Source organism: Streptomyces sp. NPDC101118 (assembly GCF_044759445.1).
In the GTDB taxonomy this organism is placed as follows: Bacteria; Actinomycetota; Actinomycetes; order Streptomycetales; family Streptomycetaceae; genus Streptomyces.
Map to the genome: position 1 here is coordinate 14,620 of NZ_JBIVZG010000007.1, position 15,257 is coordinate 29,876.

General features: G+C 70.8%; 14 protein-coding genes. All 14 read right to left on the bottom strand.

The window, feature by feature from the left end; genetic code table 11:
- Nucleotides 1-221: 221 nt before the first annotated feature.
- The 14 genes from ACIQUQ_RS14215 to ACIQUQ_RS14280 all read right to left on the bottom strand — a co-directional run bounded on the left by ACIQUQ_RS14215 (nt 222) and on the right by ACIQUQ_RS14280 (nt 15,121).
- Nucleotides 222-977, bottom strand: coding sequence for a TIGR03936 family radical SAM-associated protein (locus ACIQUQ_RS14215; RefSeq protein ID WP_403975169.1), 756 nt, complete (start codon nt 975-977; stop codon nt 222-224).
- A 197-nt stretch (nt 978-1,174) separates the two neighbouring features.
- On the bottom strand, nt 1,175-1,759 hold the full coding sequence (locus ACIQUQ_RS14220) for a hypothetical protein (protein ID WP_403975172.1): 585 nt from the start codon (nt 1,757-1,759) through the stop codon (nt 1,175-1,177).
- A 110-nt stretch (nt 1,760-1,869) separates the two neighbouring features.
- Nucleotides 1,870-2,292 carry a PIN domain nuclease gene (locus tag ACIQUQ_RS14225; protein ID WP_403975174.1) on the bottom strand — a complete coding sequence of 141 codons (423 nt, stop codon included), beginning with the start codon at nt 2,290-2,292 and terminating at the stop codon, nt 1,870-1,872.
- A complete protein-coding gene (locus ACIQUQ_RS14230; RefSeq protein WP_403975177.1) occupies nt 2,293-2,499 on the bottom strand; it encodes a type II toxin-antitoxin system VapB family antitoxin in 207 nt (68 codons plus the stop codon). It lies immediately after the preceding gene.
- A gap of 136 nt (nt 2,500-2,635) precedes the next feature.
- Nucleotides 2,636-4,558: a TIGR03960 family B12-binding radical SAM protein gene (locus ACIQUQ_RS14235; protein ID WP_403975179.1), complete on the bottom strand. Its 1,923-nt coding sequence runs from the start codon at nt 4,556-4,558 to the stop codon at nt 2,636-2,638.
- A 72-nt stretch (nt 4,559-4,630) separates the two neighbouring features.
- A complete protein-coding gene (locus ACIQUQ_RS14240) occupies nt 4,631-6,175 on the bottom strand; it encodes a CHAD domain-containing protein (RefSeq protein ID WP_403975181.1) in 1,545 nt (514 codons plus the stop codon).
- Nucleotides 6,176-6,245: 70 nt separating this feature from the next.
- Entirely contained in the window at nt 6,246-7,445 is a 1,200-nt protein-coding gene (gene rodA / locus ACIQUQ_RS14245; RefSeq protein ID WP_399950743.1) for a rod shape-determining protein RodA, read from the bottom strand.
- A 4-nt stretch (nt 7,446-7,449) separates the two neighbouring features.
- A complete protein-coding gene (gene mrdA, locus ACIQUQ_RS14250; protein ID WP_403975183.1) occupies nt 7,450-9,639 on the bottom strand; it encodes a penicillin-binding protein 2 in 2,190 nt (729 codons plus the stop codon).
- Between the two features lie 10 nt (nt 9,640-9,649).
- Complete coding sequence (mreD, locus tag ACIQUQ_RS14255; protein WP_399950737.1) at nt 9,650-10,336, bottom strand: rod shape-determining protein MreD; 687 nt, start codon at nt 10,334-10,336, stop codon at nt 9,650-9,652.
- A 9-nt stretch (nt 10,337-10,345) separates the two neighbouring features.
- Nucleotides 10,346-11,302 carry a rod shape-determining protein MreC gene (mreC, locus tag ACIQUQ_RS14260; protein ID WP_403975185.1) on the bottom strand — a complete coding sequence of 319 codons (957 nt, stop codon included), beginning with the start codon at nt 11,300-11,302 and terminating at the stop codon, nt 10,346-10,348.
- Between the two features lie 199 nt (nt 11,303-11,501).
- Complete coding sequence (locus ACIQUQ_RS14265; protein WP_125647420.1) at nt 11,502-12,521, bottom strand: rod shape-determining protein; 1,020 nt, start codon at nt 12,519-12,521, stop codon at nt 11,502-11,504.
- Nucleotides 12,522-12,805: 284 nt separating this feature from the next.
- On the bottom strand, nt 12,806-13,219 hold the full coding sequence (gene ndk, locus ACIQUQ_RS14270; protein ID WP_403975187.1) for a nucleoside-diphosphate kinase: 414 nt from the start codon (nt 13,217-13,219) through the stop codon (nt 12,806-12,808).
- Nucleotides 13,220-13,283: 64 nt separating this feature from the next.
- Entirely contained in the window at nt 13,284-13,640 is a 357-nt protein-coding gene (locus ACIQUQ_RS14275) for a DUF4233 domain-containing protein (RefSeq protein WP_399950727.1), read from the bottom strand.
- 8 nt (nt 13,641-13,648) lie between these two features.
- The gene (locus ACIQUQ_RS14280; protein ID WP_403975658.1) at nt 13,649-15,121 is read right to left on the bottom strand and encodes a bifunctional folylpolyglutamate synthase/dihydrofolate synthase; all 1,473 of its coding nucleotides are present in this window, start codon (nt 15,119-15,121) and stop codon (nt 13,649-13,651) included.
- Nucleotides 15,122-15,257: the final 136 nt, after the last annotated feature.

Genomic DNA, 15,257 nt, shown 5'->3' on the forward strand with positions numbered 1-15,257 from the left:
CCTGACTTCCGGCCCGCTCGGTTCCGCGCGATGAGCGCGGACCCTGCGTCCGGGGCGCGTGCGCCGCACGGGAGCTCTAGTCCATGACCGCCGGTTCCGTACGCGATGTGACGCACGGCCTGGCGGAAGTCTTCAGGTGGGTGCGCGGCCCGACCCAGGTGGCTCCCGAGTGCCAGGGCTGCGCGTCGACGGCTGTCCCTACGCGGGACCTCCTCCGGCGCCTACGCGCTGGCAGGTCCGGCGGCCGTGGGTGGGGCGGCCGTGACTGCCTCGCGGTCGGGCGCGAGCGGGTCGGTCACCGTGCCGGACTCCTCGTCGAAGAGCCCCTGCGCCAGCCTGGTCACCGCAGCGGGGACCGGCGGCGCCAGGTCGGCCACAGCTCGGAGACCGGACAGGACGTCGTCGGGTCGCACGGCAGGTGTCAAATGCCGAACAACCAGCCGCAGTATCGCACAGGCGTCGTCAGCAGGCCTATCAACCGCGGCAGGAAGAGCCTCGAGGCTCACCACGGCACCGCGGGTGTCGAAGGTGCGCACGCCGTTCTTGGTACGCCGCTGGACCTCGACGGCCTCGGCGGCGAGGAATGCCTCGGCGGCCCGCTGCGCCTCGGCGACCGCGACGCCGTCCAGCCGCAGCTCCCAGATGGAGGCGGTCAGCCGGTCGGCGAGACCCGAGGTGCGGGCCTCGACGGCGTCGGTGATGTCCAGCCCTGCGGGCAGCGACTCGTCGAGCAGCTCGCGGAGCTTCTCGGGGTCGCGGACCTGGGTGAGCGCGATCTCCAGGTACTCGGCCTCGCTGCCGGTACCGGTCGGCGCGGCGTTCGCGTACGAGACCTTCGGGTGCGGGGTGAAGCCGGCCGAGTACGCCATGGGCACCTCGGCGCGGCGCAGGGCCCGCTCGAAGGCACGCTGGAAGTCACGGTGGCTGGTGAACCGGAGGCGGCCGCGCTTGGTGTAGCGCAGGCGGATGCGCTGCACCGCGGGTGCGGGCGGCGGGCCTTCGGGCTGTCGCTTGCCCAGTGGTTCTTCTCCTTGATGCGGGGCGTGGCGCTCGCGCGCCGCCCTTGTGACGTCTTTCGCAGCGGGGGCGGCTACGGGGCCGCGCCTACGGCTGTCGTACTACCCAGAGTACGCGCCCCTGACCTCCCCGGTTCCCTGCCGGTGCGCCGCGCTCCCTACCCGAACAGGGCGACCCGCACCTCCCGCGCCGCCACCCGCACGCTCCTCCAGGCCTCCCGCGCCACCCGCCCCACGGGCACCACCACATACCGGTACACCCGCACGGCCCCCCACCCGACGAGCACCCACCCGAGCCACCCGAGGGCACGGCCGACGGCGCGCGAGGCGATGGCGGTGTACCGCCAGGCCCAGGCGAGCAGGGTCCCGACGGGCACCAGCACGTGGCGCCACAGCGGCCTTAGCAGGTACCGGTGAACGGCCAGGCCCAGCGGCACGAGCAGGTACCGCCACAGCAGCCGGGCCACGGGCGCGATCACGTACGTGCCGAACCACCGGGCCAGCCAGGCCAGCCCCCGGCCGACCGGGGCGAGCAGGTGCCGCCAGAGCAGCACGCCGACGGGCCGCAACACGTACCGCCACAGAGCCCGGACCGGCGCCACGACCAGCACCTCGAACAGCCACCCCAGCGCTCGGCCGAGGGGCTCGAGAAGGTACCGGTACGCCACCCGCAGCAGGAAGGTCAGCGCGTCCCAGACCAGCCGCACCGGCAGCACGACCACGAGCGCGATGCCGCGTGCCACTGCCCCGAGGCACCCTCCGCCGCCCGGCGGTCTCTTGTCGCGTTCCATACCGGCTAGGACATCAGAAGGCCCCCGGCCGTTGCGGCGGGGGCCGGGAGGGTGCTGAGCGGTCAGTCGATGGTGCCGGGCTCGGCCAGCCACTGCGTGCGCACGTCGATCACACCGCTGAGGGTGTCGAAGTCCCGGTCGTAGTGCAGCACCGTCAGACGGTGCTCCCGCGCCGTGACCGCGACGAGGATGTCGGCGGCACTCGCCGACCGGTGCCAGCCCCGCTCGACCAACGCTTCCTGGACATCGAGCGCCTTGAGCCAGCCGTCCTCGGGCACGGGCTGCCAGCCGTAGAGGCTGCGCAGCTGGGACTTCATCTCCTTGTAGTGGTCCGAAGCCCTGGCCGAGTAGAGCATTTCGAACTCGGTCGGCTCGCAGACGGAAATGCGCCCTGCCCGGAGACGCTCGAGCCAGGACTCACGGACCTTCGGGCGCAGGATGCGCGCGGCGGCCGACTTGTCGATGAGGTAGAGCTCGGACTTCACCTAGCGCCACACCCGTTCCTCGAAGTCGGGCTCCAGCATGTCGTCGAACGCACCCTCGTCGGCAAGCTTGATCATCCGCTCCAGCGCCCGCTCCCTCTTGAGCCGTGCTCCTATTTCCTGCAGCGCCGCGTTGACCGTGTCCTTCTTGGTCTTGGTGCCGAGCGCCTCCGCCGCGAGCGCGAGCGCTTCCTCGTCAATATCGATCAAGGTCTTGGCCATAAAGAACACCTCCACCATGGAGGATATCCAGCAGCGGTGATTGCAGAAACAATTCACTGCCACACGAACACATATGCCCCCTCACCGTTCCCGGTGAGGGGGCATATGCGGCGTCAGCCTGCGGCTACTTCACGACCGTCAGCGGCAGGAGCTTCTTGCCGGTGGGGCCGATCTGGATGTGCGTGTCGAGCTGAGGACAGACGCCACAGTCGAAGCACGGGGTCCAGCGGCAGTCCTCGACCTCGGTTTCGTCGAGGGCGTCCTGCCAGTCCTCCCAGAGCCAGTCCTTGTCCAGGCCGGAGTCCAGGTGGTCCCAGGGGAGGACCTCCTCGTACGTGCGCTCGCGCGTCGTGTACCAGGCGACGTCCACGCCGTGGTCGGGGAGGGCCTTCTCCGCCGCGCGCATCCAGCGGTCGTACGAGAAGTGCTCGCGCCAGCCGTCGAAGCGGCCGCCGTCCTCGTACACGGCGCGGATGACGTCGCCGATGCGGCGGTCACCGCGCGAGAGGAGGCCCTCGACGATGCCCGGCTTGCCGTCGTGGTAGCGGAAGCCGATCGAGCGGCCGTACTTCTTGTCGCCGCGGATCTTGTCGCGGAGCTTCTCCAGGCGGGCGTCCGTCTCCTCCGCCGAGAGCTGCGGGGCCCACTGGAACGGGGTGTGGGGCTTCGGGACGAAGCCGCCGATCGAGACCGTGCAGCGGATGTCGTTCTGGCCGGAGACCTCGCGGCCCTTGGCGATGACGTTGACCGCCATGTCGCCGATCTGGAGCACGTCCTCGTCGGTCTCCGTCGGCAGGCCGCACATGAAGTACAGCTTCACCTGGCGCCAGCCGTTGCCGTACGCGGTGGCGACCGTGCGGATCAGGTCCTCCTCCGAGACCATCTTGTTGATGACCTTGCGCATGCGCTCGGAGCCGCCCTCGGGGGCGAAGGTGAGGCCGGACCGGCGGCCGTTGCGGGTCAGCTCGTTGGCCAGGTCGACGTTGAACGCGTCCACGCGGGTCGAGGGCAGGGACAGGCCCACCTTCTCGTCCTCGTAGCGGTCCGCCAGGCCCTTCGCGATGTCCGCGATCTCCGTGTGGTCCGCGGAGGAGAGGGAGAGGAGGCCGACCTCCTCGAAGCCCGTCGCCTTGAGGCCCTTCTCCACCATCTCGCCGATGCCGGTGATGCTTCGCTCCCGCACGGGGCGCGTGATCATGCCGGCCTGGCAGAAACGGCAGCCGCGGGTGCAGCCGCGGAAGATCTCGACGGACATCCGCTCGTGGACCGTCTCGGCGAGCGGCACCAGCGGCTGCTTCGGGTACGGCCACTCGTCGAGGTCCATGACGGTGTGCTTGGACACGCGCCACGGCACGCCGGAGCGGTTGGGGACGACGCGGCCGATGCGGCCGTCCGCCAGGTACTCGACGTCGTAGAAGCCCGGCACGTACACGCCGCCGGTCTTGGCGAGGCGGAGGAGGACCTCCTCGCGGCCGCCGGGGCGGCCCTCGGCCTTCCACTCGCGGATGATCTTCGTCATGTCGAGGACGGCCTGCTCGCCGTCGCCGATGACCGCGCAGTCGATGAACTCCGCGATCGGCTCCGGGTTGAAGGCCGCGTGGCCGCCGGCCAGGACGATCGGGTCGTCGATGCCGCGGTCCCGGGCCGACAGCGGGATGCCCGCCAGGTCCAGGGCCGTGAGCATGTTGGTGTAGCCCAGCTCGGTGGAGAAGGACAGGCCGAAGACGTCGAACGCGCCGACTGGCCGGTGGCTGTCCACAGTGAACTGGGGCACCTCGTGCTCGCGCATGAGGGCTTCCAGGTCAGGCCACACGCTGTACGTGCGCTCGGCGAGGACGCCCTCCTGCTCGTTCAGTACCTCGTAGAGGATCATGACGCCCTGGTTGGGCAGGCCGACCTCGTAGGCGTCGGGGTACATGAGGGCCCACCGCACGTCGCAGCTCTCCCACGGCTTGACCGTGGAGTTGAGCTCTCCGCCGACGTACTGGATGGGCTTCTGCACATGCGGGAGCAGCGCTTCGAGCTGTGGGAAGACCGACTCGGACATCTGGAACCTTCGTGGGCGGCAGGGGGCGACTATCTAGCGTAACCCGAGTGGAGGCGGCCCCCTGCCGCAAGATCACGACCGGAGGGGTGCCCGGAGCGCCGGATCGGAGGCCTTCTTCCACACGGCGGGCAGCTCGCGCTCGCCGAGGTCGCCCAGGGCCTCCTCCCGCCCGAACACCAGACCCCAGGTGAACGCCGACTCGCCGGCGGCGTGCGCCTGCGCGGCAAGGCCCCGCAGGGCCTCGCGGGCCACCACGCTGTCCTGGTGGTCGCCCAGCAGCGTCTGCACCTTCTTCAGCCGCTTGGCCAGCCGCTTCGCGGGCTTGCCCAGTGCCGGGGTGGCGGCCTCGGCGGCGTAACGGGCCCGCTTCGCGGCCTTGCGGGCGTCGTGCAGCGCGAGGTCGCGCTCGTGCCCGGGGTCCATCGCCAGCGCGTGGTCCACCCGCTCCGCGAGCCGCCCGTAGTCCCGCAGCACCGCCTTGGCCAGCACCTTCTCCGGGGCACCGGCCGCGCCCGGGAGCAGCGGCGGCCCGGCCAGCAGGCGGTCGAGGGAGCGCAGCAGCGTGAGGTACCTGGCGCTGTCGAGCACTGCGACGGCGCGGCGCCGGGATCCGGTGCGCCGGGCGGCGTTCCAGATCCGGAGCCGGCCGCGGACGGGACCGAGGAGGAGGGTGCGGGGCAGTTCGCCGAGCCGGGTCTGGAGGCGGTCCATCAGGACTTCCTGGTCCCTGTCCACGCCGAGTTCGCCGCCGAGCCAGCGCAGTTCCTCGGACAGGGGGTCGGTGGCGTTGCGGTCCAGCACCTTGCGGTAGGTCTTGAGGGCGCTGCGCAGCCGGCGTGCGGCGACGCGCATCTGGTGGACGGAGTCGGGGAGGTCGCGGCGTACGGCCGGGTCGTAGGAGATCAGTGCGTCGACCTGTTCGCGCAGGTAGTCCAGTACGTACGCGCCTGCGGTGCCCGGTGGCGGGGCGTCCGGGGGTGCGGGCTGCGCGGAGGGGGCGGGCGCGGAGCCGGTCTCGGCGAGCGCGCGGGCCAGCTTCGAGGGGGCGTCGGAGACCTTGAGCCCGGCCTTGCGGAACCGTTTCTCGACGGCGTCCAGGAAGGCGGGGTCGACGCCGTCGGCCAGTTCTGCCTCGACCTCGGTCCACTTGGCGGTGGCGCGGGGTTCCGCGAGCCGCTCGGCCCGTACGGCGTCGGTGCTGACCTCGGCGAGGAGGGCGCCGTCGGCGGCCTTGAGGTGCTGGACCTCGCGGGAGGAGAGGAGGCGTACGAGGGGGACGAGTTCGGCGTCCCGGATCCGGGAGCGGACGAGGGCTGCGAGGGCCCGGGGGACGGTGTCGCTGAGGGGGGCGCGGATCTCGTCCCGTACGCCGGGGGCGACGGGGAGCTTGAGGTGCCAGCCGGCGTCCTCGCCGCCGGTGCGGCGGCGCAGGGTGAGGCCGTCGGCGGCGAGCCGCTGGTCGGTGGTGTCGTAGTAGACGGCATCGAGGTCGGCCGTGCCCTGCGGCACGACCTCGGCGACGTCCGCGGTCCCGGTCAGGTCGGGCAGCTTCCGCTGTCGCTTCTTGGCTTGTGTGAACTCGAATTTCCGCTCGATCTCGCGCTTCGTGTCCGCCATAGACCGAACTTAGTCTTCATCAGCTCATCTTGTGAACGTTACGTCGATTTCGGCCGCCGGCCGTGCCGCCTCAGGCGGACATCGGCCGCTGGACCCTGATCGACTGCAGCAGTCCGATCGCCACCCAGACCGCGAACATCGAGGACCCGCCGTACGACACGAACGGCAGCGGCAGGCCCGCCACCGGCATGATGCCGAGCGTCATCCCGATGTTCTCGAAGGACTGGAACGCGAACCACGCGATGATGCCGGCGGCCACGACCGTGCCGTACAGCTCGGTGGTCTCGCGGGCGATCCGGCAGGCCCGCCAGAGGATCACGCCGAGCAGCAGGATGATCAGTCCGGCGCCGAGGAAGCCGAGCTCCTCGCCCGCCACGGTGAAGATGAAGTCGGTCTGCTGCTCGGGCACGAACTGGCCGCTGGTCTGGTGACCGTTGAACAGCCCCGCGCCGTACAGGCCGCCGGAGCCGATCGCGATGCGGGCCTGGTTGGTGTTGTAGCCGACGCCCGAGGGGTCGAGTTCGGGGTTGGCGAAGGCCGCGAAGCGGTTGATCTGGTACTCGTCGAGCACGCCCAGCGCGGCGACGAGGGCGGCGCCGGTCGCTCCGGTCAGGATCAGGCCGAGGACCCAGCGGTTGGAGGCGCCGGAGGCCAGCAGCACGCCGAGGACGATCACCACCATGACCATCACCGAGCCGAGGTCGGGCATCAGCATGACGATGCCCATGGGGAGTGCGGCGAGGCACAGCGCCTTGGCGACGGTGCGGTGGTCCGGGTGGGGCAGGTCGCCCGCGTCGACGCGGGCGGACAGCAGCATCGCCATGATCAGGATGATGGTGATCTTGACGAACTCGCTGGGCTGGAGCGAGAAGCCGCCGCCGATGACGATCCAGGCGTGGGCGCCGTTGATCGTCGCGCCGAGCGGGGTGAGCACGGCGAGGATCAGCAGGATCGAGATGCCGTAGAGGACCGGCACCGCCCCGCGCAGGGTGCGGTGGCCGAGCCAGACCGTGCCGATCATCAGGACGAGTCCGATGCCGGTGTTCAGGGCGTGCCGGAACAGGAAGTAGTACGGGTCGCCCTGGTTGAGCTCCGTGCGGCCGCGGGTGGCGGACCACACCAGCAGGGCGCCCAGCAGCGACAGGCCGAGGCTGGACAGCAGGATCGGCCAGTCGAGCCGGCGGAGCACGGAGTCACGGGCGGTGAGCTTCGCCAGCGGCCCGCGCTCCGGTGCGTAGCGGGAGACGGAGAATCCGTGGGGTGCGGTCATCGGGTCAGTCCCTCAGGTGGGCGGGCGGACCCGCGAGCGCCGGCAGCCCGTCGCCCTTCTCTCCGGGGTCGACCTTCTGGGCGTCCGGGTCGTACGGCTTGATCTCGGGCGCCTCGATGGTGCCGTCGGGCAGGATCTTCGGCAGGGCCTTCTGCGGCTGCGGCAGCAGGGCCCGCTTGAGGTCCTGGTTGCCGGCGTCGTCGAGGCCGTAGATGGCGTCGTAGATGTTGCGGACGGCGGGCCCGGAGGCTCCGGAGCCGGTGCCGCCCTGGGAGATGGTCATGATGATCGTGAAGTCCCTGGTGTACGTCGCCAGCCAGGAGGTCGTCTGCTTGCCGTAGACCTGGGCGGTGCCGGTCTTGGCGTGCATGGGGATGCGGTCCTGCGGCCAGCCGCCGAAGCGCCAGGCGGCGGTGCCGCCGGGCTCGACGACGGAGCGCAGTCCCTTGTCCAGGTTCTTGATCGTCGCGGCGTCGACCGGGAGCCTGCCGTGCGGGGTGGGCCTGATCTCGTGGACCGTCTTGCCGTCGGGGCTGATCACGGCCTTGCCGATGGTCGGGGTGTAGAGGGTGCCGCCGTTGCTGATGGCCGAGTAGGCGGTCGCCAGCTGGATCGGGGTGATCAGGACGTCGCCCTGGCCGATGGCGAAGTTGATGCTGTCGAAGGCCTTGAGCTGGTTGCCTTCGAGGCAGCTCTCGTACGCGATCTGCTCGACGTACGTGCCGCCCTTCTTGCCCTGCTTGCACCAGGCGTCCTTGTTGGCCTCCCAGAAGGCCTTCTTCCACTGGCGGTCCGGGATGCGGCCCTTGACCTCGTTCGGCACGTCGATGCCGGTCTCGCCGCCGAAGCCGAACTCACGGGCGGTCCGGTAGAACCAGTCGTGGGCGTTCTTCTTGGGCTTGAGGCCGCCGTCGCGCTGCCACTCCTGGTGGCCCAGGCGGTAGAAGACGGTGTTGCAGGAGAACTTGAGGGCGTCGCCGAGGGTGATGGGGCCGTGCCCCTTGGACTCGAAGTTCGCGAAGCTGCGGTTGCCCATGCTGTACGAGGCGCTGCAGTCGTACTTGTCGTTGAAGTCGTGCCCGGCGCGGACCGCCGCGCTCGCGGAGACCACCTTGAAGACGGAGCCGGCGGGAGCCTGGCCCTGGATGGCCCGGTTGAGCAGCGGGTAGTTGGAGTTCTTGCTGGTCAGCTTGGCGTAGTCCTTGGCGGAGATGCCGCCGACCCAGGCGTTGGGGTCGTAGTCGGGCTGGGAGGCCATGGCCACGACGCGGCCGGTCCTGGACTCCATGACGACGACGGCGCCCGCGTCGGCCTCGTACTTGCGGCCGGTGATCTTGTCGGTCTCCTGGCGCACGGTCTTCATCGCCTGGGCCAGCTCGTACTCGGCCACGGCCTGGACCCGCGCGTCGATGCTGGTGACGAGCGTGGAGCCCGGCACGCCGGGGTCGGACTCGGCCTCGCCCATGACGCGGCCCAGGTTGTCGACCTCGTAGCTGGTGACGCCCGCCTTGCCGCGCAGCTCCCTGTCGTACGTGCGCTCGATGCCGGAGCGGCCGACCTGGTCGGAGCGCAGGTGCGGGGAGTCGGTCGCCTTGGCCTTCTGGATCTCGTCGTCGGTGACCGGCGAGAGGTAGCCCAGCACCTGTGCCGTGCGGGCCCCGCCGGGCGCGGCGTAGCGGCGTACGGCGGTGGGCTCGGCGGTGATGCCGGGGAAGTCCTCGGGGCGCTCGCGGATCTGCAGCGCCTGCTGGGTGGTGGCCTCCGTGGTGACCGGGATGGGCTGGTACGGGGAGCCGTTCCAGCAGGGCTTGGGGGTCTCGGAGTCGCAGAGCCTGATCTTGTCCATGACCTCCTTGGGGGTCATGTCCAGGACGCCGGCGAGGCGGGTGAGCACGGCCTTGCCCCGGTCCTTTATCCGCATCAGCTCGGTGCGGCTGGCGGAGACGACGAGGCGGGTCTCGTTGTCGGCCAGCGGGACGCCGCGGGCGTCGAGGATCGGCCCGCGGACGGCGGGCTGGACGACCCGCTGGACGTGGTTGCCCTTCGCTTCTGCCGTGTACTCGTCGCCGTTGCGGATCTGGAGGTACCAGAGCCGCCCGCCGAGCGTGAGCAGCAGCGAGAAGACGATCACCTGGATGATGCCGAGCCGGATCTGCACCCGGGGGGTGCGTCCGGTCTCCGGGATGTTGGTCACGCGCTCCCCCTCAGAGCTTCTTCGCGCTCTTGATGCCCTTTATGCGGCCGGCGTTCGAGGCTCTGCTGCGGGCCGCCTTGATCCGCAGGCCGTTGCGCCGGCCGCCGATGCGCAGGCCGGTGCCGCCGGAGAGCCAGCCGGAGGCCACGTCGGTGCCCTGCGCGGGACCGGCGTTGGCCTCGACGGCCATCGGGTCGCTCTCGGCGCGCCGGGCCAGCGCCATGATGAGCGGCACGGTGAAGGGCGCGAGGAGCAGGTCGTAGAGGGCGGCGCTGAACAGCAGCCCGGTGAGGCCCACGTGGCGGGCGGCGTCGTCGCCGACGAGGGCGCCGACCGCTCCGTAGAGGAGGGTGGAGCCGACGGCGGCCGCGACCACGGTGAGCATCGGGCCCCAGGCGGACCGGAACCGGCCGTCGGAGGGCCGGACCAGTCCGCAGAGGTAGCCGACGACGCACAGGACCAGGGCGTACCGGCCGGCGGCGTGGTCGGCGGGCGGGGCGAGGTCGGAGAGCAGGCCCGCGCCGAAGCCGATGAGGGCGCCGCTGGTGTGTCCGTAGACCAGGGCGAGGGCGACGACGGTCAGCAGCACCAGGTCGGGCACGGCGCCGGGCAGTTGGAGGCGTGCGAGGACGGTGACCTGGACGACGAGCGCGACCACGACGAGGGTGGTCGCGAGCAGGATCCGGTTGAAGCGCATGGCGGCCTCCTAGTCGTCGGCCGGCTGACCGGCGTCTTCCCCGGCGCCGGCACGCGCGCTGGGGGTGACCGTCACGGTGACCGTCGGGGTGGGCTTGGGCGGGGCGGGCTTGGCCGGCAGGACGGCGTCGCGCGGGTCGGTGCGCGGGGGCATCACGACCACGCCGACGATGTCGAGGCGGGAGAAGCCGACGTACGGGCGGACGAAGACGGTACGGGTGAGACCGCCGCCCGCGGGGTCGACGCGGACCACCTCGCCGATCGGGACGCCCGGGACGAAGGGGCGGTTGGCGCGGGAGCCGAACGTGACGAGCCGGTCGCCGGGCTTGACCCTGGCCTTGCCGTTGAGCATCTGGACGGAGAGGGAGTGGTCGCCCTGGCCGGTGGCGAAGCCGAGTTCGCCGGTCTTCTCCAGGCGGGTGCCGACGGTGAAGTCGGGGTCGGTGGCCAGCAGGACGGTGGAGGTGTCGGGGCCGACCGTGGTGACCCGGCCGACGAGTCCGTCGCCGTTGAGCACGGTCATGTCGCGCTGGATGCCGTCCTTGGTGCCGACGTCGATGGTGACGGTCCAGGAGAAGCCCTGGGCCGCTCCTATCGCGATGACCTCGGCGCCCTTGATGCCGTACTGGCCGGCTCCGGCCTTCTTGAGCATGTCGTCGAGTTCGCGGATGCGGCTGCGGTTGCGGTCGTCGCTGCCGAGCTTCGCCTTCAGGGCCGTGTTCTCGCGCTCGAGTTCGGTGATGCGGTTGTGGCGCTCGCCGGAGTCGCGTACGGCGCCTATGGCGTTGGCGACCGGGTCGACGGCGGTCGCGACGCCCTTCTCCACCGGTCCGAAGACCGCGGCGGCGGCCTGCCGGGCACCGTCGACCGGTGACTCCTCGCCGGCCCGGATGTCCACCGTGATCAGCGCGAACGCGATGGCGACCAGCAGTACCAGGAGCAGCCGGCTCTCTCGTGTGTCCCTCACGTGCGGCGGCCGTGCCTTCCGTTTGATCCGTACCGACGCGGCGGGCTCCACTGGAGCCGGTGCGCGCACCGGGTCTCTTGCCTGTATATCAACGATCCGCCGCACGGGCGCGGTAGCACCCGTACGGCGGATCTGTGTGTTTCCGGTATCCCCTGATCGGGGGCCTTGTCAATGCGCTGTCAACGACGGCCGGGCGGCGTCAGCGACGGGGCTGGGCGTCCAGCACCTGCTGGAGCGCCTCGAACTCCTCGACGCACTTGCCGGAACCGAGCGCGACGGAGTCGAGCGGGTCTTCGGCGATGTGGATGGGCATTCCGGTTTCCCGGCGCAGCCGCTCGTCGAGGCCGCGGAGCAGGGCGCCGCCGCCGGTGAGGACGATGCCGCGGTCCATGATGTCGCCGGACAGCTCGGGCGGGCACTTGTCGAGGGTGGTCTTCACCGCGTCGACGATGGCGTTGACGGGCTCCTCGATGGCCTTGCGCACCTCGGCCGCGGAGATGACCACGGTCTTGGGCAGGCCCGAGACGAGGTCGCGGCCGCGGATCTCGGTGTGCTCGTCCTTGTCGAGGTCGTACGCCGACCCGATGGTGATCTTGATCTGCTCGGCGGTGCGCTCACCGAGGAGGAGGCTGTACTCCTTCTTGATGTGCTGGATGATCGCGTTGTCGAGCTCGTCGCCGGCCACCCGGATGGACTGTGCCGTGACGATTCCGCCGAGGGAGATGACCGCGACCTCGGTGGTGCCGCCGCCGATGTCGACCACCATGTTGCCGGTGGCCTCGTGCACGGGCAGGCCCGAGCCGATGGCCGCGGCCATGGGCTCCTCGATGATGTGCACCTGACGGGCGCCGGCCTGGGTGGACGCCTCGATGACGGCGCGGCGCTCGACCCCGGTGATGCCGGAGGGCACGCAGACGACGACGCGGGGGCGGGCCAGGTAGCGGCGCTTGTGGATCTTGAGGATGAAGTACCGGAGCATGCGCTCGGTGATCTCGAAGTCGGCGATCACGCCGTCCTTGAGGGGGCGCACCGCGACGATGTTGCCTGGCGTCCGGCCGATCATCTTCTTGGCCTCGGAGCCGACCGCGAGGATTCCGCCGGTGTTCGTGTTGATGGCGACCACGGACGGCTCGTTCAGGACGATCCCCCGGCCCCTCACGTACACCAGCGTGTTGGCGGTCCCGAGGTCGACAGCCATGTCACGGCCGATGAACGACATTGAGTTCCCCTTGTTCCCCATGAGGAGCGTCTGGCCTTCCCAGTTGAGAGCGGCTGCTGTCAGGTCGGCGAGGTGGGTGTGTGGGTGGAGGTCCCATCGTAGTGCCGCAGGTGCGGAGTCCGCGCGACGGGACTCCTCCACTTCCGGCCGGAACGGGTACCCGCCCCCCTAATGGTGACGACATGTCTGGCCCATGCGTTCCCGGGCACCGCCGTCCATACCGAAGGGCGACCGAAATTACTTCGGTCGCCCCAGGTCATGAGCGCTATATGGCTGACGCGAGATCAGACGAGGGAGGGGAAGAAGAGCTTCAGCTCACGCTCGGCGGACTCCTCGGAGTCCGAGGCGTGGATGAGGTTCTCGCGCACGATGGTGCCGAAGTCGCCCCGGATGGAGCCGGGGGTGGCCGCGATCGGGTCGGTCGGGCCGGCCAGGGTCCGCAGGCCCTCGATGGCGCGCTCGCCCTCGACGACGAGGACGACGACCGGGCCGGAGGCCATGAAGCCCATCAGGGGCTCGTAGAACGGCTTGCCCTTGTGCTCGCCGTAGTGCGCCTCCAGGGTCTCCTGGTCCAGCGTGCGCAGCTCCATCGCCGGGATGGTCCAGCCGGCCTTGCGCTCGATACGGCCGATGATCTCGCCGATCAGGCCGCGACGGACGGCGTCGGGCTTGAGGATGACGAGAGTGCGCTGGGTCATGTTCCGGCTCCTTGCGGCATACGGGTGCGGTCTGAAGAGGCTACAGGGGTGCAGCGGGCCGCCGTCACGCAGCGTCAGCGGCCTCGGCGGCCGCTGCCTGCGCCGCCCAGCGGGCCTTCGCTTCGTCGATCTTGCGGCCGTAGTGGACGGAGCACCACCACAGGCCGGCGAAGACGGCGCCCAGGAAGAACATGGTGGGGACGACGAAGCCGCTGGCGATCAGGCCGGCCTGGAGGGCCCAGCCGATCTGGACCGCGCCGGGGCGGGACAGCATCCCGCACAGCAGCACGGTCAGCAGCATGCCGATCCCGCACACCGTCCACACGGTGGCGGCGGACAGGTCGCCCTTCATGGCGACCAGTCCGGCGAAGCCGATCACGAAGAACTCGCCGATCAGCGTGGATGCGCACAGCGTCCGCATGTCTTCCCTCAGTCCCTCTTCAGCAGCAGCCGGGCCTCGCCGACCGTGAACACCGAGCCGGTCACCAGGACGCCGGCCCCTCCGTACTCCGCCTCTTCCTCGGCCAGCGTGATCGCCGCCTCGATGGCGTCGTCCAGGCGCGGCTCGACCTGCACGCGGTCGGCGCCGAAGACCTCGACCGCCATGGCGGCCAGCTCGTCCGCGCCGATCGCGCGGTGGGTGGAGTTCTGGGTCACCACGACCTCGGCGAAGATCGGCTCGAAGGCCTCCAGCACGCCGCGGATGTCCTTGCCGTCGCTCGCGGCGACCACGCCGACGAGCCGGCTGAAGCCGAAGGCTTCGGTGACCGCCTCGGCCGTCACCCGGGCGCCGGCCGGGTTGTGCGCGGCGTCGAGCACGACGGTGGGGCTGCGCCGGACCACCTCCATCCGGCCGGGCGAGGTGACCGAGGCGAAGGCGCGGCGGACGGTGTCGATGTCCAGCGGGCGGGCGTGCTCGGCGCCGATGCCGAAGAAGGCCTCGACGGCGGACAGGGCGACCGCGGCGTTGGCGGCCATGTGGGCGCCGTACAGGGGGAGGAAGACCTCCTCGTACTCGCCGCCGAGTCCGCGCAGCGTGAGGAGCTGGCCGCCGACGGCCACCTCTCGGGACACCACGCCGAACTCCATGCCCTCGCGCGCCACCGTCGCGTCGACCTCCACGGCCCGCTTGAGCAGGGCCTGGGCCGCGTCGACCGGCTGCTGGGCCAGGATCACGGTGGCGTCCTGCTTGATGATGCCGCCCTTCTCCTGGGCGATCTCACCGGTGGTGCCGCCGAGGCGGTCGGTGTGGTCGAGGCTGATCGGGGTGATCACGGCGACCGACCCGTCGATGACGTTGGTGGCGTCCCAGGTGCCGCCCATGCCGACCTCGACCACGGCCACGTCGACCGGGGCGTCGGCGAAGGCCGCGTACGCCATGCCGGTCATGACCTCGAAGAAGGACAGGCGGTAGTCCTCGCGGTCGTCGACCAGCTCGATGTACGGCTTGAGGTCGCGGTACGTCTCGACGAAGCGCTCGGCGTCGATGGGGGCGCCGTCCAGGCTGATCCGCTCGGTGATCATCTGGACGTGGGGGCTGGTGTACCGGCCGGTGCGCAGGTCGAAGGCGGCGAGCAGGGCCTCGATCATGCGGGCCGTGCTGGTCTTGCCGTTGGTGCCGGTGACGTGGATGGAGGGGTAGGCGCGCTGGGGCTCGCCCAGGACGTCCATCAGGGCCGCGATGCGGGTGACCGAGGGCTCCAGCTTCGTCTCGCCCCAGCGGGAGGCGAGCTCCTGCTCGACCTCGCGCAGCGCCTTGTCGACCTCGGGGTCCTGGGGGCGGGTCGGTACGGGGTCGCCCTGCGGCGATCCGGCCTGGGTCCGCAGGGTGCGGCTGCCGGCCTCGATCACCGCCAGGTCGGGGTCGCGGTCGGTCTCCGCGTCGACGATCTCGTCGAACATGCCGGAATCGTCAAAACGGTCGTTGGCCTCGGGCTGCTCACTCACGGGGTCCAGTCTACGGACGGGGGCCGACGGGACTTCGGGCCCGGCCGTTTCGGGACCTTCGGCCGGAAGAGCGGCCGGATCGTTATGCAAG